Origin of the sequence: Citrobacter sp. CF971 (assembly GCF_006385635.1) — a bacterium.
GTDB classification, from domain to species: domain Bacteria; phylum Pseudomonadota; class Gammaproteobacteria; order Enterobacterales; family Enterobacteriaceae; genus Citrobacter; species Citrobacter freundii.
In genome coordinates, this window is the sequence record NZ_CP041051.1 from 3,368,291 (window position 1) to 3,393,546 (window position 25,256).

31 protein-coding genes, 1 tRNA gene and 6 pseudogenes are annotated in these 25,256 nt (G+C 50.1%); 18 read left to right on the forward strand and 20 right to left on the reverse strand.

All coding sequences use genetic code 11. The features are described from left to right. Nucleotides 1-184 precede the first annotated feature (184 nt). The 3 genes from fadJ to E6P06_RS19820 all read right to left on the reverse strand — a co-directional run bounded on the left by fadJ (nt 185) and on the right by E6P06_RS19820 (nt 4,104). Nucleotides 185-2,332, reverse strand: a complete 2,148-nt coding sequence (fadJ, locus tag E6P06_RS19810) for a fatty acid oxidation complex subunit alpha FadJ (protein WP_139935606.1) — start codon at nt 2,330-2,332, stop codon at nt 185-187. Beyond that, nucleotides 2,332-3,642, reverse strand: a complete 1,311-nt coding sequence (gene fadI / locus E6P06_RS19815; RefSeq protein WP_016150715.1) for an acetyl-CoA C-acyltransferase FadI — start codon at nt 3,640-3,642, stop codon at nt 2,332-2,334. The genes fadJ and fadI overlap by 1 nt, the downstream gene beginning before the upstream one ends. Nucleotides 3,643-3,819: 177 nt before the next feature. After that, nucleotides 3,820-4,104: a YfcZ/YiiS family protein gene (locus tag E6P06_RS19820; RefSeq protein WP_003834838.1), complete on the reverse strand. Its 285-nt coding sequence runs from the start codon at nt 4,102-4,104 to the stop codon at nt 3,820-3,822. 371 nt (nt 4,105-4,475) lie between these two features. Between E6P06_RS19820 and fadL the strand changes: the two genes are divergently transcribed. Further along, nucleotides 4,476-5,756: a long-chain fatty acid transporter FadL gene (fadL, locus tag E6P06_RS19825; protein ID WP_139935607.1), complete on the forward strand. Its 1,281-nt coding sequence runs from the start codon at nt 4,476-4,478 to the stop codon at nt 5,754-5,756. 59 nt (nt 5,757-5,815) lie between these two features. Here the strand turns inward: fadL and mlaA are convergent, their stop codons facing one another. Next, complete coding sequence (mlaA, locus tag E6P06_RS19830; protein WP_003028190.1) at nt 5,816-6,571, reverse strand: phospholipid-binding lipoprotein MlaA; 756 nt, start codon at nt 6,569-6,571, stop codon at nt 5,816-5,818. 288 nt (nt 6,572-6,859) lie between these two features. Between mlaA and E6P06_RS19835 the strand changes: the two genes are divergently transcribed. From E6P06_RS19835 to E6P06_RS19845, 3 genes are all read left to right on the forward strand, one after another. Further along, nucleotides 6,860-7,801, forward strand: coding sequence for a formate/nitrite transporter family protein (locus tag E6P06_RS19835; RefSeq protein ID WP_003839292.1), 942 nt, complete (start codon nt 6,860-6,862; stop codon nt 7,799-7,801). Nucleotides 7,802-7,876: 75 nt separating this feature from the next. After that, nucleotides 7,877-7,951, forward strand: a tRNA-Arg gene (locus E6P06_RS19840). A 160-nt stretch (nt 7,952-8,111) separates the two neighbouring features. Continuing rightward, nucleotides 8,112-9,269: a tyrosine-type recombinase/integrase gene (locus E6P06_RS19845; protein WP_139935608.1), complete on the forward strand. Its 1,158-nt coding sequence runs from the start codon at nt 8,112-8,114 to the stop codon at nt 9,267-9,269. An 802-nt stretch (nt 9,270-10,071) separates the two neighbouring features. Here E6P06_RS19845 and E6P06_RS19855 read toward each other — a convergent pair. The 15 genes and pseudogenes from E6P06_RS19855 to E6P06_RS28060 all read right to left on the reverse strand — a co-directional run. After that, on the reverse strand, nt 10,072-10,485 hold the full coding sequence (locus E6P06_RS19855) for a tail fiber assembly protein (protein ID WP_139935609.1): 414 nt from the start codon (nt 10,483-10,485) through the stop codon (nt 10,072-10,074). Between the two features lie 2 nt (nt 10,486-10,487). Further along, nucleotides 10,488-11,315: a phage tail protein gene (locus tag E6P06_RS28040; protein WP_246862888.1), complete on the reverse strand. Its 828-nt coding sequence runs from the start codon at nt 11,313-11,315 to the stop codon at nt 10,488-10,490. Further along, nucleotides 11,315-11,701: pseudogene (locus E6P06_RS28285) on the reverse strand (DUF2612 domain-containing protein); the annotation flags it as partial. The pseudogene E6P06_RS28285 and the gene E6P06_RS28040, both read right to left, overlap by 1 nt. Next, nucleotides 11,699-12,049 (reverse strand): annotated as a pseudogene (locus E6P06_RS28290) (bacteriophage antitermination protein Q); the annotation flags it as partial. The pseudogenes E6P06_RS28290 and E6P06_RS28285, both read right to left, overlap by 3 nt. Next, nucleotides 12,046-12,162 carry a hypothetical protein gene (locus E6P06_RS19870; RefSeq protein ID WP_116291301.1) on the reverse strand — a complete coding sequence of 39 codons (117 nt, stop codon included), beginning with the start codon at nt 12,160-12,162 and terminating at the stop codon, nt 12,046-12,048. The pseudogene E6P06_RS28290 and the gene E6P06_RS19870, both read right to left, overlap by 4 nt. After that, complete coding sequence (locus E6P06_RS19875; RefSeq protein ID WP_139935611.1) at nt 12,159-12,518, reverse strand: RusA family crossover junction endodeoxyribonuclease; 360 nt, start codon at nt 12,516-12,518, stop codon at nt 12,159-12,161. Before E6P06_RS19875 ends, E6P06_RS19870 begins: the two co-directional genes overlap by 4 nt. Beyond that, nucleotides 12,515-12,805, reverse strand: a complete 291-nt coding sequence (locus E6P06_RS19880) for a DUF1364 domain-containing protein (protein ID WP_139935612.1) — start codon at nt 12,803-12,805, stop codon at nt 12,515-12,517. Before E6P06_RS19880 ends, E6P06_RS19875 begins: the two co-directional genes overlap by 4 nt. Beyond that, nucleotides 12,798-12,968 (reverse strand): NinE family protein, encoded by a 171-nt coding sequence (locus E6P06_RS19885; protein WP_054626103.1) that lies wholly within the window; start codon nt 12,966-12,968, stop codon nt 12,798-12,800. Before E6P06_RS19885 ends, E6P06_RS19880 begins: the two co-directional genes overlap by 8 nt. Further along, complete coding sequence (locus tag E6P06_RS19890) at nt 12,968-13,405, reverse strand: recombination protein NinB (RefSeq protein ID WP_032180568.1); 438 nt, start codon at nt 13,403-13,405, stop codon at nt 12,968-12,970. Before E6P06_RS19890 ends, E6P06_RS19885 begins: the two co-directional genes overlap by 1 nt. Before the next feature lie 850 nt (nt 13,406-14,255). After that, nucleotides 14,256-14,627 (reverse strand): annotated as a pseudogene (locus E6P06_RS28050) (DUF550 domain-containing protein); the annotation flags it as partial. Nucleotides 14,628-14,798: 171 nt separating this feature from the next. After that, nucleotides 14,799-15,017, reverse strand: a complete 219-nt coding sequence (locus tag E6P06_RS19900; RefSeq protein ID WP_139935613.1) for a DUF4014 family protein — start codon at nt 15,015-15,017, stop codon at nt 14,799-14,801. 228 nt (nt 15,018-15,245) lie between these two features. Then, a pseudogene (locus E6P06_RS28055) lies at nt 15,246-15,360 on the reverse strand (hypothetical protein); the annotation flags it as partial. A gap of 565 nt (nt 15,361-15,925) precedes the next feature. After that, nucleotides 15,926-16,330 carry a hypothetical protein gene (locus E6P06_RS19915; protein WP_139935616.1) on the reverse strand — a complete coding sequence of 135 codons (405 nt, stop codon included), beginning with the start codon at nt 16,328-16,330 and terminating at the stop codon, nt 15,926-15,928. Between the two features lies 1 nt (nt 16,331). Beyond that, a pseudogene (locus tag E6P06_RS19920) lies at nt 16,332-16,907 on the reverse strand (replication protein P); the annotation flags it as partial. A gap of 14 nt (nt 16,908-16,921) precedes the next feature. After that, nucleotides 16,922-16,981: pseudogene (locus E6P06_RS28060) on the reverse strand (hypothetical protein); the annotation flags it as partial. Nucleotides 16,982-17,081: 100 nt separating this feature from the next. Here E6P06_RS28060 and E6P06_RS19925 point away from each other — a divergent pair. Genes E6P06_RS19925 through E6P06_RS19935 form a run of 3 tightly spaced genes read left to right on the forward strand, consistent with a single transcriptional unit; the run spans nt 17,082 to nt 18,614 of the window. Beyond that, nucleotides 17,082-17,795, forward strand: coding sequence for a LexA family transcriptional regulator (locus E6P06_RS19925; protein WP_139935618.1), 714 nt, complete (start codon nt 17,082-17,084; stop codon nt 17,793-17,795). 55 nt (nt 17,796-17,850) lie between these two features. Then, nucleotides 17,851-18,105, forward strand: coding sequence for a hypothetical protein (locus E6P06_RS19930; protein WP_106931048.1), 255 nt, complete (start codon nt 17,851-17,853; stop codon nt 18,103-18,105). Then, nucleotides 18,102-18,614, forward strand: a complete 513-nt coding sequence (locus tag E6P06_RS19935; protein ID WP_106931050.1) for a hypothetical protein — start codon at nt 18,102-18,104, stop codon at nt 18,612-18,614. Before E6P06_RS19930 ends, E6P06_RS19935 begins: the two co-directional genes overlap by 4 nt. Before the next feature lie 153 nt (nt 18,615-18,767). On the opposite strand, the gene E6P06_RS19940 is transcribed toward E6P06_RS19935, so the two are convergent. Beyond that, nucleotides 18,768-18,974, reverse strand: a complete 207-nt coding sequence (locus E6P06_RS19940; protein WP_210420671.1) for a hypothetical protein — start codon at nt 18,972-18,974, stop codon at nt 18,768-18,770. 353 nt (nt 18,975-19,327) lie between these two features. Here E6P06_RS19940 and E6P06_RS19945 point away from each other — a divergent pair, with 353 nt between their 5' ends. From E6P06_RS19945 to E6P06_RS19990, 11 genes are all read left to right on the forward strand, one after another. Then, nucleotides 19,328-19,693, forward strand: coding sequence for an antitermination protein (locus E6P06_RS19945; protein ID WP_139935620.1), 366 nt, complete (start codon nt 19,328-19,330; stop codon nt 19,691-19,693). Between the two features lie 2 nt (nt 19,694-19,695). Beyond that, on the forward strand, nt 19,696-20,433 hold the full coding sequence (locus tag E6P06_RS19950) for a keratin (protein WP_139935621.1): 738 nt from the start codon (nt 19,696-19,698) through the stop codon (nt 20,431-20,433). A 40-nt stretch (nt 20,434-20,473) separates the two neighbouring features. Beyond that, nucleotides 20,474-20,737 carry a hypothetical protein gene (locus E6P06_RS19955; protein ID WP_139935622.1) on the forward strand — a complete coding sequence of 88 codons (264 nt, stop codon included), beginning with the start codon at nt 20,474-20,476 and terminating at the stop codon, nt 20,735-20,737. Between the two features lie 43 nt (nt 20,738-20,780). Beyond that, entirely contained in the window at nt 20,781-21,011 is a 231-nt protein-coding gene (locus E6P06_RS19960; RefSeq protein WP_139815595.1) for a hypothetical protein, read from the forward strand. 141 nt (nt 21,012-21,152) lie between these two features. Then, nucleotides 21,153-21,311: a hypothetical protein gene (locus tag E6P06_RS27675; RefSeq protein ID WP_003833690.1), complete on the forward strand. Its 159-nt coding sequence runs from the start codon at nt 21,153-21,155 to the stop codon at nt 21,309-21,311. Continuing rightward, nucleotides 21,308-21,514, forward strand: coding sequence for a hypothetical protein (locus E6P06_RS19965; RefSeq protein ID WP_003833696.1), 207 nt, complete (start codon nt 21,308-21,310; stop codon nt 21,512-21,514). Before E6P06_RS27675 ends, E6P06_RS19965 begins: the two co-directional genes overlap by 4 nt. A 9-nt stretch (nt 21,515-21,523) precedes the next feature. After that, on the forward strand, nt 21,524-22,360 hold the full coding sequence (locus E6P06_RS19970) for a hypothetical protein (RefSeq protein ID WP_139935623.1): 837 nt from the start codon (nt 21,524-21,526) through the stop codon (nt 22,358-22,360). 94 nt (nt 22,361-22,454) lie between these two features. After that, on the forward strand, nt 22,455-23,423 hold the full coding sequence (locus E6P06_RS19975) for a hypothetical protein (RefSeq protein WP_139935624.1): 969 nt from the start codon (nt 22,455-22,457) through the stop codon (nt 23,421-23,423). A gap of 7 nt (nt 23,424-23,430) precedes the next feature. Then, nucleotides 23,431-23,715: a host nuclease inhibitor GamL gene (gene gamL / locus E6P06_RS19980; protein ID WP_139935625.1), complete on the forward strand. Its 285-nt coding sequence runs from the start codon at nt 23,431-23,433 to the stop codon at nt 23,713-23,715. Between the two features lie 18 nt (nt 23,716-23,733). Then, on the forward strand, nt 23,734-24,579 hold the full coding sequence (bet, locus tag E6P06_RS19985) for a phage recombination protein Bet (RefSeq protein WP_139935626.1): 846 nt from the start codon (nt 23,734-23,736) through the stop codon (nt 24,577-24,579). Next, entirely contained in the window at nt 24,576-25,256 is a 681-nt protein-coding gene (locus tag E6P06_RS19990; protein WP_139935627.1) for a lambda exonuclease family protein, read from the forward strand. Before bet ends, E6P06_RS19990 begins: the two co-directional genes overlap by 4 nt.

Here is a 25,256-nt window from a genome sequence, read left to right on the forward strand (position 1 = left end):
ATCACCAATACCTTTATTCACAGCCCCTATTGGCTATGATAACGATATGGTGGCCGGCATTGTGCCTTATCCATTCACCGAATGAAACGCTGTTTTTTACCTCAACGGCGTAAGTATAGTCAATCTCTGTTTACATTTTGAGCGCGAGCCATACATTCAGTGCGGATTCATCCTACCTTTGACCTCATGAATTCAGGTCAGTTTCCCCAATATTCCAGAATCTTTCACTGTGTGCCGCCATCTGCAATAACTGTTCACACGGCGCAAACCGCGAGCCGTATTGCGTGGTCAGGCGTTGCAGAGTCGCAACCACTTCTCCCGCGCCGAGTGAATCCATATACCGGAACGGGCCGCCGAGGAATGGCGGAAAACCAATACCAAATACAGCGCCGATGTCGCCATCACGTGCGCTACGGACTATCTTCTCGTCGAAACAACGAGCAGCTTCATTGAGCATTAACATGACGCACCGCTCTGCTACCTGTGCAGCGGTAAGTCGGCCCTGACCCTGAACGCCAATAAGCGTATAAATTGCAGGGTCGACCTGTTTTTTGCTTTTACGCCCTTTCACACCATAAAGATAGAAACCCCGACCATTTTTTCTACCTTTGCGATCGTCATTCAAAATTGAAGCAACAACATTTGCAGGCGCGCTAAAACGTTCTCCATATGCAGCCTCAAGCACTGGTATAATTTTAGTGCCCGTATCAATTCCGACCTCATCCAAAAGTTGGATTGGCCCAACTGGAAAACCAAACTTAACCAGCGCGGCGTCTATGGTTTCGACCCGCTCGCCCTCGGTCAACATACGAATCGCTTCGTTAATGTAAGGCGCTAAAATGCGGTTAACGTAAAAGCCGGCCTTATCTCTGACCACTATCGGCGTTTTGCCCTGTTTTTTCGCTAACTTAACGGTAGTTGCAATCGTCTGCTCCGAGGTCGTGGCATGTGGGATCACTTCGACCAACGGCATTTTTTCCACCGGACTAAAAAAGTGTAAACCAATCACTTGTTCAGGCCTGGTAGCATTCGCAGCAATATCGCCAATGGGCAAAGATGAGGTGTTAGAAGCAAAAACGGTATGAGGTGCGCAATTTTGCTCAACTTCTGCCACCATCCGTTGTTTTAGCGACAGATCTTCAAACACGGCTTCAATAATCAAATCGCGATGCGCAAAGCCACGGTAGTCGATCGATCCCGAAATCAGCGCCAGTTGTTTATCGCGTTCGCAGGCTTTGATATGACGGCGGCGAACCTTCGTTTCAAGCTGATCCCAGCTATACTTCAGCGCATGGTTGATTCCCTTAGCGTTTATATCTTTGATGCGCACAGGCAAGCCGCCTTTACAGGCCGTCACATAAGCAATACCGCCCCCCATCAGACCGCCGCCCAAAATGCCAACGCTGTCCAGCGGACCGGGCTTCGCATCGCTTCCCGGATCCTTTTTCACGTCGGTGTTGGCAAAAAAGATGTGCCGTAGCGCCTGAGACTGGGATGTCATCGCCAGCTCACCAAACGCACGGGCCTCTGCGTCGTAACCACTACTGCTGCCTTGCGCTAGCCCGGTTTCGATGACCTCAAGGATACGTTCTGTTGCAGGGTAGTTACCTTGCGTTTTTTGCGCCGTCTTTTTACTGGCCATGCGGAACAACAGCGCCCGCCCCAGCGGCCCCGCCAACACTCGCTCTCTTACGGGCAGTGTTCGTTGCGCAGAACTGTCCTTTTTAGCCAGTTCAACGGCCGCTTCCAGCAAAATGGAATGCGGTACAACTTCATCCACTAAACCAACTTTCAGCGCCTGTTTTGCGCGTAATTGTTTTCCGGTGAGGATCATATCCAGTGCGGTACTGACGCCAATCAGGCGCGGTAGCCGCTGCGTACCACCGGAGCCGGGCAACAAGCCAAGTTGTACTTCCGGTAAACCCAGTACGGTTTTAGCATCATCGGTACAAATACGGTTGTGGCACGCCAGCGCCATCTCCAGGCCACCGCCGAGGCATGCACCATGAATCGCAGCGATAACCGGGATCGGTAAAGCATTAATTTCCGCCATCATCTGCTGCCCCTGACGGGCCAGAGTTTCGGCTTCCTGCGCGCTGCGACAGCTACCAATCATGTTGATATCCGCCCCGGCAATGAAGTTATCGGGTTTAGCCGAAATAAACACCACACCACGCAATGCTTTGTTATCGCGGATTTGTTTCAGAATGGCCCGCACCTGAGAAGCAAACTCTGCTTTCAGGGTGTTCATTTTCTCTCCGGGCACATCAATGGTGACAACAGCAACGTTATCCAGACGTACGTTTAGTGTAAAAGCCGATGTCATTTCCATTATTCCGCCTCCAGAACCATTGCCGCACCCAGACCACCAGCTGCACAGGCTGTCACTAAACCAAAACCGCCGCCACGACGACGCAGCTCATGGAGGGTTTGAGTGATCATGCGCGCACCGGTGGCAGCAAAGGGGTGTCCATAGGCAATCGATCCGCCCAGCACGTTAAATTTACTGTCATCAACCTCGCCAGTGGCATGCCTCCTGCCCAGCACGTCGCGGGCAAAACGTTCGCTACCCAACAGCTGAAGATTCGCCAGCGTTTGCGCGGCAAAGGCTTCATGCATATCGATCAGGGTTAAATCTGCCATCGTCAGACCGGCTCTCTCCAGGGCAAGCGGTGTTGACCACGCCGGTCCCAGCAGCATGTCCTGCCAGACATCGATGGCGGTAAAAGCAAAACTACGCAAGTACCCCAGCGGCACCAGCCCCAACTCTTTCGCACGCGACTCCGTCATCATGATCACGGCGGCAGCGCCGTCCGTTAGCGGGGTACTGTTTGCCGCGGTGACGGTGCCGTGCTTGCGGTCAAACGCCGGACGTAGTTTGGCGTAATCGGCCAGCGTAGAGTTACCGCGAATGTTGTTATCTTCTGAAAAAGGATCTTTAAACGGTGGCGCGTAGGTAGTCATTACCTCATCTGCCAGCTTTCCTTCAGCCCATGCCTGAGCGGCACGCTGATGAGAGCGGTGCGCCAGAGCATCCTGCTGCTCTCGGGTAATACCATAGGTTTTGGCCATTTGCTCAGCCGTATCCCCCATACGCAAACCGGTGGAATACTCGGCGACGGCCGGCGGCACAGGCATCAGGTCACGTAAGCGCAATCGGGAAAAGAGTTTAAGGCGTTGACCGGTTGTCCGGGCCTTATTGACATCCACCAGCACCCGCGCCAGCTTTTTACTAACGCCAATAGGCAAGACTGACGAGGAGTCCGCACCACCCGCAATTCCAGCACGAATAGACCCCGCCATCAGGCTTTCCGCGACATTCGCCACCGCCTGGAAACTGGTCGCGCAGGCCCTGCTCACGCTGTATGCATCGGTATGTACATTCATACCGGTTCCCAGCACAATTTCACGAGCAATATTTGGTGCTTCAGGCATTTGCACCACCTGGCCAAAAACCAGTTGCTCGATCACATCGGCAGGAATTTCGCTGCGCGCCAGCAGCTCACCGACGACCATCTTTCCTAAATCAACGGCGGGAATGCCATGAAACGCGGTAGCCTGACGAGCAAATGGCGTACGTAATCCACTTACAATGGCAATACGGTCGCCCTGGCGGGTAACCAGCGGTAAAGCCTGACTCATAACACTCCCCTGTAAAAAAATAAAATAAGTGGTCTGACCTGATCATAGTCTTAACCAATTTTTTACATTTAGCCAAGCGGGGAGAAAAGAAAGTGGGAGCTAAGACACAGTGAATAATCACTGACAGTTACGAAAAAGCCCTTGCTATCAGATAGCAAGGGCTTTTGCAGAGGGGGATTAACGCAGGCCCAGCTGGAAAATCAGCGTTTCAGCTTCACAGGCAAAAACAAAGTCGATATCCAGACGCACACCTTCTGACTCTTCAGTAAAGGTCGAAGTGATTTGGCAAGGCTCAGATTCCACGCCACGTGCCTTTTCAGTCAGAGCGGCCAGTGTTTCTTCTGCCTCTGCGCGATTCGCGAACACACGGCTGTAGGACGCGGTGCAATCGGAGTTGTCCATGATGGTGCCAACATCCATACAGCAGCAAACCGGGGTTTCATCAGCACTGCATTTACTCATTGTAGATTTCCTCTGTATTCGCACCTGAGGTGCCAGATAAACGATGGGGATATTTTACGCTCCCATTATTCGCCTCTCCAGTCGTTAATTGTACGAAATGCGATAAGTGACCGAAATCACACTTAAAAATGATCTAAAACAAAAATCGCCCAAACAGGTGAGTGCGCACCTCCGCAATTTTGCCAGCTGGATCGCGTTTCTCTGATCAAATTTGAAAATATTTATAAACATACTTGCAACATTCCAGCTGGTCCGACCTATACTCACGCCACTGGTCTGATTTCTAAGTCGTACCTCAGACCCTACACTTCGCGCTCCTGTTACGGTATGTAACATTGTTTGTATAAAAATAAATCTATGAGGTTATGGTCATGAGCCAGAAAACCCTGTTTACAAAGTCTGCTCTCGCAGTCGCAGTGGCAATTATCTCCACACAGGCCTGGTCTGCAGGCTTTCAGTTAAACGAATTTTCTTCCTCTGGCCTTGGCCGGGCATATTCGGGTGAAGGCGCAATTGCGGATGATGCAGGAAACGCCAGTCGTAACCCGGCACTGATTATGATGTTCGATCGCCCTACTTTCTCAGCAGGTGCGGTGTATATCGATCCAGACGTTAATATTTCCGGTAAATCGCCATACACCGGACGCAGCACTGATGCGGACAACATCGCGCCTACGGCGTGGGTTCCCAATGCTCACTTCGTGATGCCTATCAACGAACAGTTTGGTTGGGGTGCTTCCGTTACCTCAAACTATGGTCTGGCTACCGAATTTAACGACAGCTACATCGTTGGTGAATACGGCGGTAAGACCGACCTTAAAACGGTCAACCTTAACCTGAGCGGTGCCTACCGTCTGAATGATAGCTGGAGCTTCGGTCTCGGTTTTAACGCCGTTTATGCTGATGCAAAAATTGAACGTTATTCTGGTGAGCAAACGGCTGCATTACCGAAGGTCAGCAACAAAATTGCCAGCCTGAAAGGGGACGAATGGGGCTACGGCTGGAACGCCGGGATTTTGTACGAACTGGATAAAAATAACCGTTATGGTTTAACGTACCGTTCTGAAGTTAAAATTGATTTTGATGGCGATTATAAGAGTGGCATCCGTACCCAGGCGAACGCCATACCTGGCGCTGGCACTACATTCCCATGGGGAACGACCAATGCCACCGTCCCGGGTTCTCTGACACTTAACCTGCCTGAAATGTGGGAATTGTCAGGTTATAACCGTATTGCACCACAGTGGGCTATCCACTACAGCATGGCCTATACCAGCTGGAGTCAGTTCCAGGAGCTGAAAGCCACAGGTTTCAATGGACAGACACTGTTCTATAAAGAAGAAGGCTTCAAAGATTCTTACCGCATTGCATTGGGTACAACTTACTATATGGATAAAAGCTGGACGTTCCGTACCGGTATTGCTTATGACGATAGCCCGGTTCCAGCAAGCAAGCGTTCCATCTCCATTCCGGACCAGGATCGTCTGTGGCTGAGTGCGGGTACGACTTACGCATTCAATGATGACGCATCCATTGACGTCGGCGTTTCTTATATGCACGGCCAGAAAGTGACCGTTAAAGAAGGCCCGTATACTTTCGATTCTGAAGGTAAAGCCTGGCTGTTTGGTACAAACTTCAACTACGCATTCTGATTTTCTTCAGACGTAAAAAAGGTGAGCTTTTTAGCTCACCTTTTTATTTGCCCAATTCCTTACTCAGAATCGATCTCTTTTAAATCGTCCTGAATGTCTTTCGCGTTCGGGTTTTCTTCTGGTTTCAGTTTCCCACCGTTCGCAATAAAGTCATGACGCTGGAAGTAAGCTTCACGCACCATAATGTAAGGATCGGAAGACTGACGCAGCAGACCGTCAGAGTCGAGCAATTGCGCGCGAGTTTCAATCCCTTCAACCGTCCATTTGCCTATCGACAACGGCCAGGTCAACCAGGACAGTACCGGATACAGGGTATCGACCATATCGCCGCCGTCATCACGCAGTGTGAAACTACCGTAGAACGGAAGCTGCATATACGGCCCGTAACCCACGTCATAGTGGCCTAACGTACTGCCAAAGCGGTGTGGTTCAACGCGTTGCAACTTCGGATTAGCCATACCTGCCACATCGATGAAGCCGCCCATACCTAACAGGGTATTCAGGAAGAAACGGGTAAAGTGCACCATCCCCTGATAAGGATCGCCTTGCAGGAAATAGTTGACCATGACGGCCGGTTCTTCAAGGTTCCCCGTAAAGTTGCTTAAACCATTACGCGCCGGCTGCGGAACATAATCACGCCAGGCCACTGCTACCGGTCGAACAACATAGGGATCCAACACGTTAAAGTTGAAGTTGTACATGGTACGGTTGAACCCTTCAAATGGGTCCGAACGCCCCTGCTGTTCAGTACCGGAGCTCGCACACCCCACCAAAAGTGTGGTTCCCAGCGCAAGCGCCGACAGGCGAAGCTTCATAAGTATCTCCCTGTGTTTTATGGCTATCGCTGATTGCCATCCATGACGGAACGATGACGTATCCGCCTGTTTAGATGTGAGCGATTGTAACAGCACGTCAAATGATGTCTATATACCCTGTCTTACTGATTTGATCATAGCCTGGTAATACGCACTCCGCGGCGGTTCTATTCTAACTAACCCGATAAAAACAAACGTTACCATTTTTGCTATCTCAGACTTTCTCCCGCTGATTTTCAGAAAAAAGCCGCTACGCTTTAGCAATACGTGCTTATTCAGGATTCGGCCATGAATGACATCAAGAAAGATAAGATTGATCGACACAGCGACGAACTCGAAGTGGAAAGCGATGAAAAACTAACAGGGAAAAAGATAGAGCTTGATGAGGACAGACTCCCCTCCCGCGCCATGGCGATCCATGAGCATATTCGCCAGGATGGGGAGAAAGAGATGGAGCGCGACGCAATGGCCCTGCTGTGGTCAGCCATCGCAGCAGGACTGTCGATGGGTGCCTCGCTACTGGCTAAAGGGATTTTTCACGTACAGCTGGAAGGTGTGCCAGGGGGATTTTTACTCGAGAACCTCGGTTATACCTTCGGCTTTATTATTGTCATTATGGCCCGCCAACAACTCTTTACCGAAAATACCGTCACCGCCGTACTGCCGGTGATGCAAAACCCTACCCTCGGCAATTTTGGCCTGTTGATGCGCCTGTGGAGCGTGGTACTGCTGGGTAATATTATTGGCACCGGGGTTGCAGCATGGGCGTTTGAACATATGCCGATTTTTGATGAAGAGACCCGCGATGCTTTCGTCAAAATTGGCATGGATGTGATGAAAAACTCTCCTGTGGAGATGTTTTCCAACGCCATCATTTCTGGCTGGTTAATTGCCACGATGGTGTGGATGTTCCCCGCCGCCGGAGCGGCAAAAATTGTGGTCATTATTCTGATGACCTGGCTGATTGCGTTAGGCGATACCACGCATATCGTCGTTGGCTCGGTGGAAATTCTCTATCTGGTCTTTAATGGCACGCTGCACTGGAGTGATTTTTTCTGGCCCTTTGCGCTACCAACGCTCGCCGGGAATATCTGTGGCGGAACGTTTATTTTCGCGCTGATGAGCCATGCGCAGATCCGCAATGATATGAGCAACAAACGCAAGGAAGAAGCCCGGTTACAAGCAAAGCGTGATGAGCAAACGCAGAAAAACCAGAAAAAACAGGCCTGAATGGTGACTGTTTGAGCAGTCGGGCGGCCTGAGACTTACCGTTGTGAGTAAAAAACGCTATACTCGTGCCGCTTCGTCCCCTTAGTTAAATGGATATAACGAGCCCCTCCTAAGGGCTAGTTGCAGGTTCGATTCCTGCAGGGGACACCATTTCACAGTTCGCCACCCTCCGCAGTAGTTCGCAAAATCCCTTACACAGCAAGCTCTCAATAAAATACCAGTTCGTCATAGTTCGCAATAGAACGTTGACAGCCGCATGCTTCGGCGGGTAAAAAACGAGTAAATAATTTTACCCACCGGAATTTTACCCATGCTCACCATCAAGCAGATCGACGCGGCAAAGCCGAAAGATAAACCGTACCGGCTGCTCGACAGCAACGGGCTGTACCTTTATGTGCCGGTTACCGGAAAGAAAGTCTGGCAATTGCGTTACAAGCTAGATGGTAAAGAGAAGGTGATGACGGTAGGCAAATATCCACTCATGTCATTGCAGGAAGCCAGAGACAAAGCGTGGCTTGCCAAAAAGGATGTGTCTGTCGGTGTAGATCCGGTAAAGGCTAAAAAGCTATCAGTCAAAGACAACTCGTTCGGCTCTATATACCAGGAATGGTATGAGCACAAAAAACAGGTATGGTCAGAGGTATACAGCACCGAACTGTCACGCATGTTCCAGGATGACATTCTGCCGTTGATTGGCGGGATGGAGATTAACGAGATAGAACCAATGCAGATACTGGAAGTAATCCGCAGGTTCGAAGACCGTGGAGCAATGGAGCGGGCCAATAAGGCGCGGAGGAGGTGCGGGGAAGTATTCAGGTACGCGATAGTTACCGGGAGAGCGAAATATAACCCGGCTCCTGACCTTGCTGATGCCATGAAGGGATACCGGAAAAAGAACTACCCCTTCCTTCCTGCAGACCAGATACCGGAATTCAATAAGGCGCTGGCTGGATTCTCTGGCAGCATCGTATCGAAGATTGCGACGCAGGTATTGCAGTACACCGTGCTCAGGACTAAAGAACTCAGGTCTATGCAATGGTCGAACGTCGATTTCGAAACCAGGACGATTACGATCGCCGAAGAGGTGATGAAGGGGCGACGCCCTCACCTTGTCCCAATGTCAGATCAGGTTGCCTCTCTGCTTGAAACATTGAAGCCCGTAACGCACCCCATATCAAGATTTGTGTTCGCCGGACGCAATGATAAAACAAAGCCGATCAGTGAAAATGCCGTACTGCTGGTTATTCGCCAGATAGGGTATGAAGGACTGGCAAGCGGTCATGGATTCCGGCACCAGTTCAGCACAATAATGAACGAGCATGAGTGGCCAGCTGACGCCATTGAGAAGCAACTGGCGCATGCTAACAGCGGTTCTATACGTGGGATATACAATCACGCTCAGTACATGGATAAGCGCCGGGAGATGATGAAGTGGTGGGCAGACTGGATTGATGAGAAGGTGTTGTAGTAGAGCAGCGCAAAGCCTTGCAAACCGATGCAAAGCTTTGTGTGTCCCGTTTTTGTCTCTCAAGCAAATTCTATCGGCTGATAAATTTATATGGCACACCGTGACGCATGCCGTCGGGAATGTGAAAAAACATGGGGCAGAGCTAATACAACCAATATGACTGCACGCGCCCATTCCATCAAAGGTTGGTTTGGGAGAGGCGGCTAAACGAGCTGTCGGAACGGGTGTGGGACATCTGCCTGACATGTCCGCTTTCGCATCCTCCCTTACGCCCATATCAGGATGGTACAAACAGCCGAGCGGGGTGATTGTGCAATATGGTTACGCAACCACTCCGGCGGGTACAGGCACAACAGTCCATGTAAATCTGCCAATCCCATTCCCTGTTGCGTGCATTGGGGTTACACCAGTCATAACATCAGCAGTTATATCCCCAGACCTGCTGTCAGCATATTTTTTAAACCCGACAACCACAGGGTTTGACCTGGTTGTTGACACATATAGTTCGCTTTCGGGTGGAAGAACCATGTACTGGGAAGCTAAGGGGTATTAATAGATGAACGAATACATTTTTAGCCCTACCGAAAATATGTTTTACCCGCTAGCCCTGAGGGCTTCATACGTTGCATCTGGATCGTGGCCGAAGGACGGGGTAAAAGTCGGAGAGGCTTTATTCAGGGAGTTTACAGGCCCGTAGCCAGAGAGAAAAATTCGCGCTGTAGGGCCTGATGGTATGCCTTCGTGGATTGACGCGCCTTTAGTCGAAGAGCCAGAAAGCGCTCTCGAATAACACCAGGTTGGCCTACAGCTCAGGAGAAGCAGGCCAGTTAACATCACCATTGCTGGAGGTATCAACCGCCTCCAGCGCATCAAGATAATCCAGCCACTCATTGTACTGCGTCAGTTCGTCCCCCTTAAGCCGCCCGATAGCCGCCTTGCCAGGCCACTGCTTGCCATTCATCAATGCATTGGCATTGTTGATTAGCAGTTGTCTTTGTGACTCCATCATTGCTGTCAGTTCTTCCTTTGCCAGCTCAACCCATGCAAGCCTACCAGCCAAAATACTCAGCTCTTTTCCCGCAGGCGGGGTGATTTTGTAGAAAGTTGCAATTTCCACATCGGTTAATTCGATCGCGTCGGCGGGGATTTTTTCGTAGGTGCCGTCATCGATCCATTCTTGCGGGATAAACCCGTTTCTGGTTTTGCTGAAATACATTTTTAATTACCTATAGAAATACAGAAGCACGGAGCTGCGACAACGCTACCTGTCGAGTTTCGAGTGTGAAGATTGAAAGCGCCCAGACCATTAGGTTCAGTTGTCGTAAAGCCGTAAGTTGTTGAACTGCCTACAACCTCTGCGATGGTACCTAAATTCATATTAGGAAATGCGACGGGTAGATTAATTGTCTGCGTACCGCCAGTAGGAGTGTAAAAACCCCACTGTACGATCCAACCTCCAGGAACATCAGGAATTCGAATGTAATCGTTAATAGCGAACGAACGCTTGCTAAACAAACTCATTACAGCTGAAACCGATGGCAGCAAATCTGTTGCCGTTCCCGCCTGCATCTGGGATGCCGTTGCCACCCCTTGTTTAGCCGCCTCTCCCAAACCAAGGTATGTGAGAATGTCAGCAATAGTATTTTTCCCAATAATGTCACGGCCAACAGAAGTTAAATCAGTCTGCGCTGCTGTATCATTTCCAGTGAAATATGGGAGTTTATTTGCACCTGTTGCGAGCCCAGCTAATGCCGACAGCGTGGCATCAAGCGCCTGGAAATCTTTCCCGAAAGCGGTCCCCATTTTGGATATAAACCCGTTCAGGTCTCCATCATCAAGCACATCCAGCCCGCTTTTGTTGGCGGTGTACTGCGCCAACGCTGCCGCGATAAAGCTGGCTTGCCGAATAGCTTTGTTGACCTGTGCGCTGGATGCTTTACCTGCCGTAAACCCTGAAAGCAGAGCCGGAAGTGCTTCCCAGTCAGCTTGTGAGGTGACGTTAGCGTTCGGATCAAGCGCGAAAGGTTTAAAGTTGTTTATTGCCATTAGAGTATTGTCCCCCATGCTCCAACATCGAACCCGCCGATGTATTCGTTATCCATATCAAACCCAAAGAATTTAGAGCCTTCTGACGGTGTTTCTACCGAAGGCGTTTCAACATCACCGGCCCATACGCCAGCTGATTTAACGGTGAGATAGCCCTGTTTGATAGCGGCGATCAGTTCGAGAGACACATCAGAAATATCAGTTTCAGGGAAAACCCAGACCGAAATCGTCATGTCCTGGTTGTCGACGATCTGCATCCTCAGGCCTGAGCCTGCGGTAGCAGCGTCAAGGATGGGAGGCAGAGAATCGTTCCGGCCGTCCCAGTTGTTGATAGCGATTTTCGCTTTCAGAATGATGCGGTACGTCTCATCACTCAGCGTCGTATACTCGAAGCGGATATTCTCGCTGTAGTTCCACAGCAGCCACGCTTTCTGGTGGTCTTCAAGCGACAGCACGGCGCGGCGCCAGGATGCGGTCACGAACTCCACCGGCCCAACCAGCGCGATGGATGAGCCTTTGGCGCGGGACTGACTTCCGCTCATCGCCGGGCCGTCAGGGTTAACTTTCCGACCAGTGACCGGGTCAGTGACTTTCTTCCGGCCCCGGCTGCGCGCCGTAGCGGTGAATTGCGCGTTCTCGGCGAAAGCTACCAGCTGCCCTTTCGTCGCCCCGCTCAGATCTGCGGTCGCCACAATGAGCTGCTGACGTACGTATTCCAGTTGCTGACTGTTCATGCGGCTTCCTTCTGTGGCTGATTGGTTTTGGTCTGGCTGTGCTTTGCTACTGGCGGCAGGTTGGCGCGCTTCACGCTTTCGGCCTGATATCGGGTTATCTCATCTCTGGTCACGGCGCGCACTCCCCGATGATGATCTGCCCCTTCTCTCCCCAAAGTTTTGTCACCCGTCCATCCCAGACGCGGCTGTCGTCGTCGAAAATGGCATCAAGCAGCGCCTTTTCCAGGTTGTCCTTATCCGGTTTCTGCTGATGAGCCTGGCCGTTCAGTTGCGCGCGCTTCTTCTGGCTCCAGCTTTTTGGCATGGGGATGATGAAGGTGACGTGATAGCCGGATTCAGGCAGACAGATCCCGAGCAGGCGTACTTCGGCTTTGAAAGCCCAATATGCCGCTGTTGCCGGACGTTTTACCCACCGGTCACGTTGAGTCATGCGGGGTTTGCTTACAGGCGTGATATCGTAAATATTCATATCTTCACGAGCCCCTCTTTAAGCCAGATGACCTGCGTGCGAGCCATGCCTTCCAGCGCGCACTCCTTTGCAAATTCCGCATCGACCAGACGGGTGCGGCGATCAATCTCGTCGTGGCAACTGCTGCATGCGATGGTGGCGATCAGGTCAGGCGGCTTGATTCCGGTCCCGCATAGACCAGCAAGACGTATGTGAGCCAGTACTGAGGTTTCAGGATTGCCGTTGCATACGCCGGGGATCCGCACCTGACATTCGCGGCCGCGTGCCGCTTTGCATAAATTAGCCATGTGACCTCCGCGCTTTCAGGCGATCCCATTTCACCTGGGTCAGTCGTGCGGTGTAGCCGAGCAGTGATGGGATTTCGGATGGCTTGAGTTCAGGCTTGCGCTTAGTGCGTGTCCGGACCCGGTAGATTTCGTTGGTGATGATGCGAGCGAGAGGGCTAGCCATTACGCAACCCTCCCGAAGTAATCACCTGAGTAGCGAACTTCACGGAGTTGCACGCCGTTTTGCACAGCAAATGCCTGGCTGTATTCGATGAGACTGGTCATGCGACGGATGCCCATCTTCGCAGTGCTTTCCCGGATGGCGCAGAACTCCCCTTCCAGACCCGGCACCACTTCACCAGGCTTACCGGTGGCAATGGCATGGCCTGAGACATACAGGACTTTCCATGAAGCGAGGTCGCGCGACTTGCCAGCCCATTGCAATTGCTTCGCTGTATCGCCACAGAGAGCGTGGAAGAGGTCGTTTTGGGCGAGAGTGCGGTCAGCCTCAGAAAACTTCACCACGAGCGGCAGAGCGTCGTTAACGGGCAGCTTCCTGATGTAGTCGATGAGGTTATCGCGAACGCGTTCGTCGCGGAGGTAGAAAACAGGCTGTTTCATACGCCACCTCCGAGAGGTAACGCAGAATGCAGAAAATCGCAGGTGCATTGCTGCATCTGTGACAGGTGGTATGAGGTACTCTTTGTGTTTCGCATCTAATTTCCCAATCAGATGCAGAGGTCACAGCCGGGTGCTCAATCCGACTGCGACATAATTATAACATTAATTTTGAGAGTGGGTAATGTTGCTTGACGTTGCGTTAGTCATCACCTTCTGACAGTTTTTGCATAGCTCCAGCGTAACGCCGCATCCCATGTTCAAGCGCTGATTTCACCTCCTGCTGCGGTGCTGCTGCGAGCATGGCTCTATACGTAGGGTTAATTGCATCATGTTCGTTCATTGCTGCCCATCCTGCTTTATTCATAGCCTCCGTTGGCTCTTTTGGAACCAACTGCCAACCATCCTGAATCACCGGAGAGTTGCCAGCCTGAAGCATGGCGGTGCGGCTATTCCATGCTGATTTCAAATTTTCTTTGAACCCAAATTCAACATGTGATGAAGCCCAGCACTCAGTACAGGTAATAACATCACCACCAAAGTGCGGATCGTCATCTTGCTCAATGGTGAGTTGATGCGCTTTGCCTCCACAAAACGGGCATGGCATAAGCCAATTTTCTGAGTTCGGCACTACCGGCGCTCTCTGCCTGCCCTGGCTATCTGACGGTGCTAACGGAGCGTTAGTCAGTGCAGAGGCCAGCATTTCAATATCCGGCTGGGCTGGCTTCGGCAACATCGCTTTAATTGCTTCGATACCTGCATCATGTTCGGCTCGCTGTTCCGGCGTCATAGCTTCCAGTTCAGCGTAATGCTCAGCCCTGCGTTGAATAGCCTCCAGTACTAGTCTGGTTTTAACACCTTTCCCGAAGCGCATTCCCGGCTCCAGTAATACGGGGCATGGCAATGTTTCGGGATATTCCGGTACTACCGGCGCTGGTTGCTCTTTGATGTGCAGACGCGGCTCACCATCTTTCGGCTCAGGCCATTCGCGCTGTTTGTTCACCGCCAGTTTTTCTACCATCGCCTGGGTAATCTGCTCGTCACTGATACCGGCACGACGCTGTGCATCCCATAACAGGAACTGCATGTCAGCCCATTCGCTAAGGTCGCCGGGTTCAGCAGCAGCCTCGAGAGCTTCTTTGGAAAGGTGCTTCAGCGGACCAACTGGACCGACACCGCCGAAAGTAGCCTGTGACCATGCTGCATGTTCACAGCGGACCTGTTCACTGGCTATCGACTCCAGAACCCAATCGATAGCCTTCACAGCATCAGCCATTGCGTAGCCGAGATTACCGCCGTCGCTTTGTGCTGCTGCTTTGCTGAGTATTTCGCGTATCTGGTGCAAGCGATCGAGTGATACAGGACCGTGCGCCGGGTGGTTGTTAGTTGTCATGGGTTAGTCCTCACTGTACGGATTTAATTTGTTGTGCAGTTTGTTAAATGGCCCCCATACGATGGAGCTATACCACTCAGCTATTTTTTCTGCCTGTTCTCCTGCTAACCAGATGAGGACTATCGGTGATATCGGAATCATTAAAATAAGAAATAGAAGGAAAAATAGAGCCTCTTTAACCCGACTTTGACGTGGGTAATTCTTCCTGAATATTTTTGTCATCTCACTACCCCTTCACGCCAATGCCAGCGGCGGCAAGCGCCTTGTTGTAGTTGTTCTGGCAGTCGATATAACCTTTCGCGTAATCCTCAGAACCGCCATAGTGGACAATCTGGAAGTCACCGAATTGCTTTACTGCCACCGTCCCCGCCTCCAGTTCTGCTATGCGCTGTCGCAATGCTTTGATATCGCGATCAGCATTAGCCAGTAACCGATTTTCAAAGTTATGCTCTGCTATGCGCTTCTCTGCAGCTTCAATTAATGCCTGTTTATCACGTAGCGCGTCCTCCAGTTCAGCAACATGACATTCGCTATCAATGAGGTTGTTCTCTGCCGCCGCCAGCTCCCTGCACTTGCTCTCGGCGTTAGCGAGCTGTACTGCAATGTCTGTGAGCTTCAGTTCCAGATTGTGAATAGTCGCGTCTGCTGCCCGGAACTCGCGTTTGGACTCGGATAGATTTGATTCGAATTCACTAAATTTACGCACCAGATACTGCGCATTACTCTCGTTGACTTTCATGTCTCCGGGCAGACATTTGCCACGGAGAAAACCTTCCATTTCGTATACGGTCATAATTCTACCCTCATAAAAAAGGCCCGCGATGCGAGCCTGTTAATCGATGTTTTTGCGTATTGCATAAAAAAGGCCGACTATCACGGCCACGCTTGCAGATAGCTCTGCTATGTAGGCTTCATTCATGCGCGATTTCCTCTGCCGGTAAACCAATCTAGCGCCTTTACAATGAGTGGGTTTTCCCACCATTCATCAATCCAGCGACGTTCATTTTTGTCTCGATAAAACTCTGGTCCGCAGTAGTCATGCCATGACATGAAAACGCAGGTTCCGTCCTCAAGTCGCAAACGGTAGGTTGGATACGTGAAGATAATTCCGTTAGGTATTCGAATGCAGGTCATACTCGCCTCCCATAAACCATCATCAGCCGCTTTCTCGCATCACTCTGCATGAATTCAGCCACGACTCCATTCTTTGCCGGGTCGTATGGTGCGAACATCTTTGGGTCGTCGCTGTTACGCGGCATTTTCATCCCCTTCGCTTCCTGGCTACTCAGATTTGCATCGACAGCACGTCGTCTGATTTCTTCGTAGCCACCACTTTTCAGCCAGTGCTGATAAGCATCTTCGCCGGGGAATACACCGATCCCCGGTACGCTGCGCAGCTTGCCCATGAACCGGAGTTGCTTGGCCTCTTCGTAGTACCGGTTACGGCAGATGCCAAGCTCTTTGTAAATCAGATCAACCTTGGCTGGCTGGTTAGCTGATACGTAATCAAGAATGCGTTGCTTTACGCTATCCATCTCACACCGCCCCGTTAGCTTTGTTGCGCTTGTATTTAGCCAGCAGAAGCTGAGCTGGAGTTGGGCCGAGATCTGCAGATGGCGCCGCAATAGCTCTACGAACAGGGGGGATCGGCTTGCCATCGATAACTCGCCTTTCCCACATGTCCAGCAAGTCACTGGCTTCACGTCCAAGCTCGCTATGCGTTAACTGGCGTTCGGTGCTGCGGTGGCGAAGCTCTACGCAGACGTGATACATGACCGGCTGAGACCATGGGAATTGCTCACTGGATGTGAACTCGAAAGATCGGTTGCGCCAGTCCCAGTATTCGGCGATCACATTTTCCACCGTGATATTCAGTACCCCACCGCTCTGTTTGCACCATGCAACGAACTGACCTGGCGATGGCAGGAAGGGTCGCTCCTGACGACGTGCTACGCGCATACCGGCATCAACCTGCTCCAGTGAGTGGATTCCGTTCTCCTGAAATGCCAGCAACCACTGGCGGCGGAACTCGTTCACATCCTCCTGGCTGCGAAAGTTAGCCATGCTTGCCGGGAACGCTGCTCTAAGCTCGCTGAATAGCTTGTTGAATAAACCCCAAGGTCTTGAGCAGCTTTGGTTTGACCGAATCGTTGTGCGTATTCATTAAGTTTTATGCGCTGATCCATACGACCTCCTTAGTGCATGAATTGATTATCACCGCAGGAGGTAATTATGTCAACACATGCGGTGTTAGTAAATTATCCCCTACGGTGTTAAATTTCTACTATGAGCATAAAAAAGAAACCATTAACAACAGATCAGCTTGAAGATGCTAAACGTCTGAAGGCGATTTATGAGAGTAAAAAGTCTGCACTGAAGCTCTCACAGGAATCCATTGCCGATGCATTGAGTGTCGGGCAGTCGGCTATTGCCGCACTTCTTAATGGTGTCAATGCGCTGAATGCCAGTAACGCAGCAGCGCTTGCTAGAGTTTTACAGGTGAATGTAGGTGAGTTCAGCCCTTCTCTCGCAAGAGAAATAGAAGAGATGTACAAGTCCGTATCCACTGAATTGGTTGTAAGTAATGATTATGACTACCCAGTGTTCTCGCACGTCCAGGCAGGTATGTTCTCACCTGAGTTTCGTACTTTCACTGAACGTGACGCCGAGAGATGGGTAAGCACAACGAAGAAAGCCAGCGACAGTGCATTCTGGCTTGAGGTTGATGGTCACTCAATGACGGCTCCAGCTGGTTCAAAGCCTAGCTTCCCTGAAGGAATGCTGATTCTTGTTGATCCAGAGGAACCGGTTGACCCTGGTGATTTCTGTATCGCCAGATTAGGTGGTGATGAATTCACGTTCAAGAAACTGATCAAGGACAGCGGGCAGATATTTCTCCAGCCATTGAACCCTCAGTTCCCTATGATGCCATGCAATGAGCACTGCCGGGTTGTTGGTAAGGTTGTTGCGTCACAGTGGCCTGATGAGACGTTTGGGTGAGTCCTCAAGACATCTAATGGAAAAAACAATAACAAACTGTTTTTGAAGGTTTTCAATGGGATTTTCTATTTTTAAGTTCGAAATTGGTGATGATATTATCTCTAAATCCATTGATTCCTTCGGTAATTTTTGGGAGAGAATTGATGACAGACACCCGATTTTAGGGTGTGTGATGATATTGTCTTTACCTACTATCGCTATTTACTTCATCTATACTTGGGGTAAACTCAGATCAAGTGAAAATGAGTTAGATCGAAGAGCGAAAGATTCGAACGACAAACGGAAAAGAAAAAAGGAGGGCAAAAAATGACAAACTGGCTATATGCAGTAGCTATCTGTATTGGAGTTTTAGCCTACTGGATCCTATGTCGAAAAAGTGCTTTAAAGCATCAGCAGCGGGCAGTTGAAATGTTGGAAGGTTTTCTTGATGACGAGAACATACCAGAAAAAGAGAAAACAAAAATGTATCTCAACTATCGACTGTTTAGAAGTTGGTTCGCGTTGCCTTTGTTTGCCATGGTAACCCCGTTTTTCATTATCTTTGCCTTGGCATCCAATAAGTTTAATCCAGAGCAACTAAAGACAGAGAATAGTAAAGAGTTTGATGATTTCTTCAGTGTATTGATGCAAATGTACATGGCGAGAAACCCAATTATTTCAGTCTTTGTTCTCTCGTCGGTTGGGATCACACTTGCGATATCTTTGGTTATAGGAACCATGCTCAATAAGGCATCAAAGATTCCAAACCATACTTTGCTCGTAACTGGAATTGCTATGAAAATCCTTGCTTTGAAACATAAGTTCAGGCACGCACATTAATCTAAATGTCATAAAACCCGGCGCCACCTAGCCGGGTTTTTATTGGATGCCGATCTCCACAGATAACCTCCTATAATATTATATAACTTATTGATTTATATAGTAACGCGATATTGTCGTGGTCTATTTACCCATAATTTGAATCCCCATAAATTACTGTCCTTTCCTCACGAACTCCGCAGCATCCCTCAGCAATCCCTTGTGAATCACATTACCCACCGCCCTCCTCTTGGCCTCCAGGCTATCCACAATCGAATCATGACTAATTACCACCCCGCCGATAATCAACTCAACAACCGCACCACCAATCTCGCCAGCGATGAAAGCTGCGCGGTCTTCTAGTAACTCATCACGTTCCATATCCATTCCCAAGCCCATAACCATGCCCTCTTTGGTGTTTTTGTGAGCATAACACCGCCAGTGAAAAAATAAATATACTCAAACAACAAGAACTTAACCATTAGCGGTGATATTTTATCTCTTGCGGTGTTGACTTAAATACCACTTGCGGTGATTATTATACCCATCAACAGGACGCAACATCACCAGGACGGTGAACCTACAACGATTCAGTGATGAATCTACGAGGCTGAAAAGCCTGATAACCAAAGTGAACTTTGGGATGTGGCAAGCGAGAACGGGTAAACGTGAAGAAGCCCTGACTTGTGCGGCTGGTTACCGACCACATCACCAAAGTTCATCAGGAGGTCACCATGACACGCAGAACAGCATTCAATGGGTCAGCAGCAGGTCGTCGCCGTGAGCGTCGCGCAGCAGTGCAGAGCGCAGTTGCCGTAAGCGCCGAGAACATGCATCGCCCTACCCTTAGTCGCGCTCAGGTTCAGGCTAAAGGCCAGCACCACACGCCAGCAAGCATTGAAGATGCGACCCCGATTAAGTTTGTTGCACAGGATGCAGTGTGGCAGCGCCAGGAATACAAGCGCCAGCTTGAGCGTGCAGCGATCGTCTACAGCAACGAGTTCGGAAATAAGCTACTGGATAGCGGGATGTGCCTGCCGCATGTGGCGATTTATGCAGCTGGTTATCGCAAAACTAAAGGAACTGTCACCGCGAGGTAAATATGACGCCATCAGCACTGCCCAATAAATTATGGAGTCCACTATCAGAAGTTAAGAGCCTGGTAGAAAAAATGCCTGAAGGAATAATCGTAGCCGATATCACCAGAAAGATTGACTGTTTTAGAGAGCTATCCAAGGCGGAGAGGAAAAAGCTAATTGACTTTCTGGAAGCCAGAGAAAGTGTCTTTGTAATAAAGATAAAAAGAGAAAGCAATGCTTATGCAACCACTCTCTTAAAGCATAAAAAATATGGTTACCCAAAAAGCTTCGAGGGTATAGAAATAATAAAAAAGGCCAACCACAAAACGTGCTCAAAATGTCATAGAATCAAGGCATTAAGTGAGTTTTACGTTAATAACAGTAAGTTTGATGGGTTGCAGTCTTATTGCAAGGATTGCACTAAAAAATCAACGCTTTCCCGGCCAGAAGAAAATCACAGCAATCACGCTGAGCCAATTTTTAACGCCAATCAGGAATTAAAGGAGTCAGTAATGACCAGTGAAGCTATTAGCATTTCTCCAGAATCACTTCGCAAACAAGCAGAAGAATTATTAAGGGCCGCTGAAGAAGCTGAGAAAAAGCGCAATGAAACTGATTTCTTTAACAAAAAACTTCAGCCGGTGAAATTGGAAATATGCCAAGCAGCCGGAAAAATGCAACGCAAACTAGATGAATTTATCGACTGCATGGATGAAATGAATAAAGCAATACAGAAACTTAAAGAATTGAGCGCTCAATAATTCAGGTTACGGCGCGTTAATTAACTTATGAGGTGAGGCAATGGATATTAAAAAATTACTCCAAGAAATTGAAAACTTGGAATCAAACATAAGAGACATAGACAACTTATTGGGAGCGCATGGGCTGCATGGATTTAACTTGATTGTTGTTGCAGCTAACCATACCCAATTGAGAGGCGCCGCCGATCAGGAGTTTCTAATTGAAGCACTCAAATCGAAAAGAAACGAGATGCACGAGAGGCTTGTGAAGTTGATTGATGCGGTTGGAGTTGTTGAAAAGGTAATTGATGGACTGGTCGCTTAGGCGGCCTTTTTATTAGCTCACGATACAAACAGAGGGTAAGGCGATGGCAGTTAGTGCAACGTTTAGAGTTAAGCAAATCAATTCAATACAGCCAAATGGCGATGGCTGGAATCGACACATGGAAATTGATGTCGATTATATTGAAATTGCCGACGCAATTAAGGCTGAAGAAATCGTTACTGAATACTCAGCGTCTGATTTATTGGAGGCAATTGGAGAGTCAGATGTTATTGATTGGCTTGAAAAATCTGGCTACATAGTGACAAACGACTAACCCGCTCCGGCGGGTTTTTTATCGGCCATACATAGGCAGATTTTCGAGTCAGCCCATTTATGACAACCGGCGGCTATCCACCGCCTGTTAGCGCAGAGGTCTTTTAACGTTCAGCGGCGCGGCTTAAGCGCGGAGATGATTATGCAAGTCACCCACAACGGCAAGCAGTACCACGCATCAAAACTCAACGACAACGAGTGGCAACTCTCATCAGTCGATAAACCTCGCGAGAAAATCACAATGAACCGCTGGCAGATGAATTTAGCCTGGTTATTGCAGCAGGTGGAGGGTAAATCATGAGCCTACATCATTACGGAACGCAGGAAGTTAACCGCGGTGCTGTTCAGCCAGGAATGCTGGTTAAGCACAAAGATGCGACATGGACAGCATCAGCACATAAGCGCGGGAAGCTGTACCTCCATCGCGGTATCGAACGCACATTTACTCGTGACCTTCTGGTTGAGGTTTATCTCAATGGTGTTGGTGGCGGATTAAGTCATTAAGGAAAAATCATGGAAACTAAATTTTTATCAGATGGGCGCAAGGTCGTTGTTGTTGGTGCATTGAACAATCAGGAAACGATTGTTCAGGAAGTGTTTGTCACGCAACAGGGAGACGAAATCCCTGGTGGCGAGCGTTTTGTAGTGAAGAGCCTGCATGACCAGCCAGTTGAAACATGGTCCTCTCGTGAAAAAGTAAAGCAAGAGAAAGCCCTGGCTGATGCTAAGTTGAAAATTGAAAGAATAAACAATGAAATTAGCAACCTCCAGAATACTTTAAGTTTCTGGAAAGAGATGGTTAAGCAGGTCAAGGCGTTCTCTGATCATATCAATGAGACTGACTTGGAACATTTTGCAGATGTAATGACCGGGCAGGTTAAATTTGCCATTCGTCGAGATTACAGCGTCCCTTCTATAGAAAGATTTGAAGATTTCATGTCCTCAATTGACAACTATTACGGACGTAAAAACTTTGAAGGCATCAAGTGCTTATCTCTTTTAGGAAGCACTAACGGAGATATCGCTTTACGAGTGAATCGTTATCCAGATGGCAGTGGTGGTAGCGATACGGTTGAGTTCTATAAGACCATTGAAGAAGCCAGGCAGTGTGTTAAACGCATTGCTCTGGACAGGCTTAATGGAAACGGCTTGAGCATTGATGATGTCAAAAAGTGCTGCAAGATGGGTATTGTTTTTAACAGGGATGAATTACAGAAAATCAAAGACCGACTCTTCTCTGCATCTGAAAAGAATCTCGCCCATTACCAAGAGAATTTCGATAAGCAGGTTGCTCAAATAAATGATGGCAAGCAGGCCATAGAGAAAATGCTTAACGAAGCAATTAGCTAGCCAAATCCGCCATAGGAAAGTAACCCCACCCCATTCCCCCTACTCGTCAGGCTATCGCAGACGGGAAGCGCACAACCAAATTTCAGGAGAGACCATGAGTGAAGTAACGGATTTAGTCGTTATCGAAAAATCGAGCGCAATGGCTGTATTCACCAATAACGAGCAGCTCGATCCCATCATTGAAAAAATCGAGAAAGAAGCTCGCAGCCTGGTACCGGATGTATCGACCCGTAAAGGCCGCGACGCTATCGCATCCATGGCGCATAAGGTGGCACGGTCAAAAACCTACATCGACAACGCGGGAAAGGATCTGGTTGCTGAGCTTAAAGCCCTGCCGAAGCAGATCGACGAAAGCCGCCGCATTGTGCGTGAGCGCCTCGATGCACTGAAAGATGAGGTGCGCCGCCCACTCACCGAATGGGAAGCCGAGCAGGAACGCATTAAGGCAGAAGAAGCCATGAACGCGCTGCACGCCGAAGCGCTGGTGATGAACGAAGAGTTAGACCGCCAGCGTGCCGCGCAGATCGAAGCAGACCACGAAATGGGTCTGCTGATGAATGACAAGTTTGACCGTGACCGCGAAGAGCAGCGCCGCCAGGCGGAACAGGCTCAACGTGAACGAGATGAGCGGATTAAACGTGAAGCGGCAGAACAGGCCCGGCGAGATGCCGAAGCGAAGCACAAAGCGGAGATTGAAGCCGCAGCGCGCCGTGAAGCCGAAGAGAAAGCCCGTGCTGAACTGGCGGAACGCCAGCGCATTGAAGCGGAACAGCGTGCGGAACGCGAGAAGAAGGAAACCGAAGAGCGTGCGCGCCGCGAAAAAGAAGAAGCCGTTGCCGCCGAGCGCCGCCGCCAGGAAGAGGCAGAAGCCGCCCGTTTGGTCGAAGAGCAGCGCAAAGCTGAAGAAGAAGCGCGCCGAGCCGCAGACAAAGAGCACCGCCGCACCGTCAATCGTCGTGTCTACGCAGATCTAATTGCTCAGGGCATCCCAGAAGAATACGCACAGAAAGCAGTGCTGGCGATCGCTGGCGGCAAAGTGCAGGACGCGCACATCAAATATTGAGGCAAACATGAACGCATACCTCACTTACGACCGCATCGAAGATCGGCGCTGGGCTGAGCAGCAACTCACCGACGAGAAAGATAAGTGGATCGACGACCGGGCGCAGCAAATTATCGACATGATGCCGAAAGAGCCGTCCGGCCTCTTCCACTTCACGGTCCCGATTGACTCCAGCCCATATGAAGGACTGCGCAGCGATGACGCTGGCAAGGCCTACAACGATTTCATTTCGGCAGTTGCTTACGCCCAGGCGGAATACGACTGGGAACACCGTACCGGCTGCCCGTTTTAATTTTTGAGGGGATTAACGATGGCAAACGAATTAACAATCACGGCGAGCGCGCTGCAGGAAAAAGGCATCGACGTCGCTACCTGGAGCGCGCTGAAGAACAGTATCTATCCTGGCGCCAAAGACGAATCGGTAATGATGGCGCTCGATTACTGCCGAGCCCGCCAACTGGATCCGTTGCTGAAGCCTGTCCACCTCGTGCCGATGAGCGTCAAAGACTCGAGAACAGGTAAAAGTGAATGGCGCGACGTCGTCATGCCGGGCATCGGGCTTTACCGCATTCAGGCAGACCGTTCTGGCGATTATGCCGGAGCCCGCGAACCTGAGTTCGGGCCAGACACGACGCAGACGCTTTCTGGTGTCGAGGTTACTTTCCCTCAGTGGTGCAAATACACCGTCTACAAGCGCATGCCCAGCGGCGAGATAGTCGAGTTCAGCGCCAAAGAATACTGGATTGAAAACTACGCCACCGGCGGCCGCGACACCACGGCGCCGAACGCGATGTGGAAAAAGCGCCCATACGGACAGTTGGCGAAATGCGCAGAAGCCCAGGCATTACGTAAGGCATGGCCTGAGATTGGACAGCAGCCTACCGCCGAAGAAATGGAAGGCAAATCACTGGACGTTGATATCCGTGACGTCACGCCGCGCAACACCACAGAAGCACTTCCACCAGGAGCAAGCGAAGAAACGCTTCAGGCGATCACTGATCTCTTAACAGCCCTGGATAAAGACTGGGAGAAAGACTTCCTCCCACTGTGCAGCGACATCTTCAAACGGCAAATTCTTGAGGCGTCAGAACTCACTGAAGAAGAGGCGCAGAAAGGGTTTGGCTTCCTTCAGAAAAGGGCTAAGGCGGCAGCATGACACCAGAAATTATCCTGGCCCGGACCGGCATAGATGTGTCCACCGTAGAGCAAGGTGATGAAGCATGGGCCAAATTAAGGCTCGGAGTTATTACTGCCTCTGACGCTCACAACGTCATTTCCAAGCCTCGATCTGGCAGCAAATGGACAGACATGAAAATGTCCTACTTCCACACGCTGCTCGCCGAGGTATGCACCGGCGTAGCGCCAGAGGTTAACGCCAAGGCGCTGGCCTGGGGGAAGCAGTATGAGGAAGACGCCCGCACTCTCTTCGAGTTCACCACCGACGTGAAAGTCACGGAGTCTCCGATCCTGTTCCGTGACGAGAGCATGCGCACCGCGTGCTCCCCTGACGGCCTGTGCAGTAACGGGTTCGGCCTTGAGCTTAAATGCCCTTTCACCTCCCGCGACTTCATGAAATTCCGCCTTGGCGGTTTCGAAGCCATCAAGTCTGCGTATATGGCCCAGGTGCAGTACAGCATGTGGGTGACAGGTAAAGATGCCTGGTATTTCGCAAACTATGACCCGCGCATGAAGCGAGAGGGCATTCACCACGTCATCGTTGATCGGGATCCGCAGTACATGACAGATTTCAACGAAATGGTCCCGGAGTTCATCGAGAAGATGGACGAGGCGCTGGCGGAGATCGGCTTCACTTTCGGTGAGCAATGGAGGTAG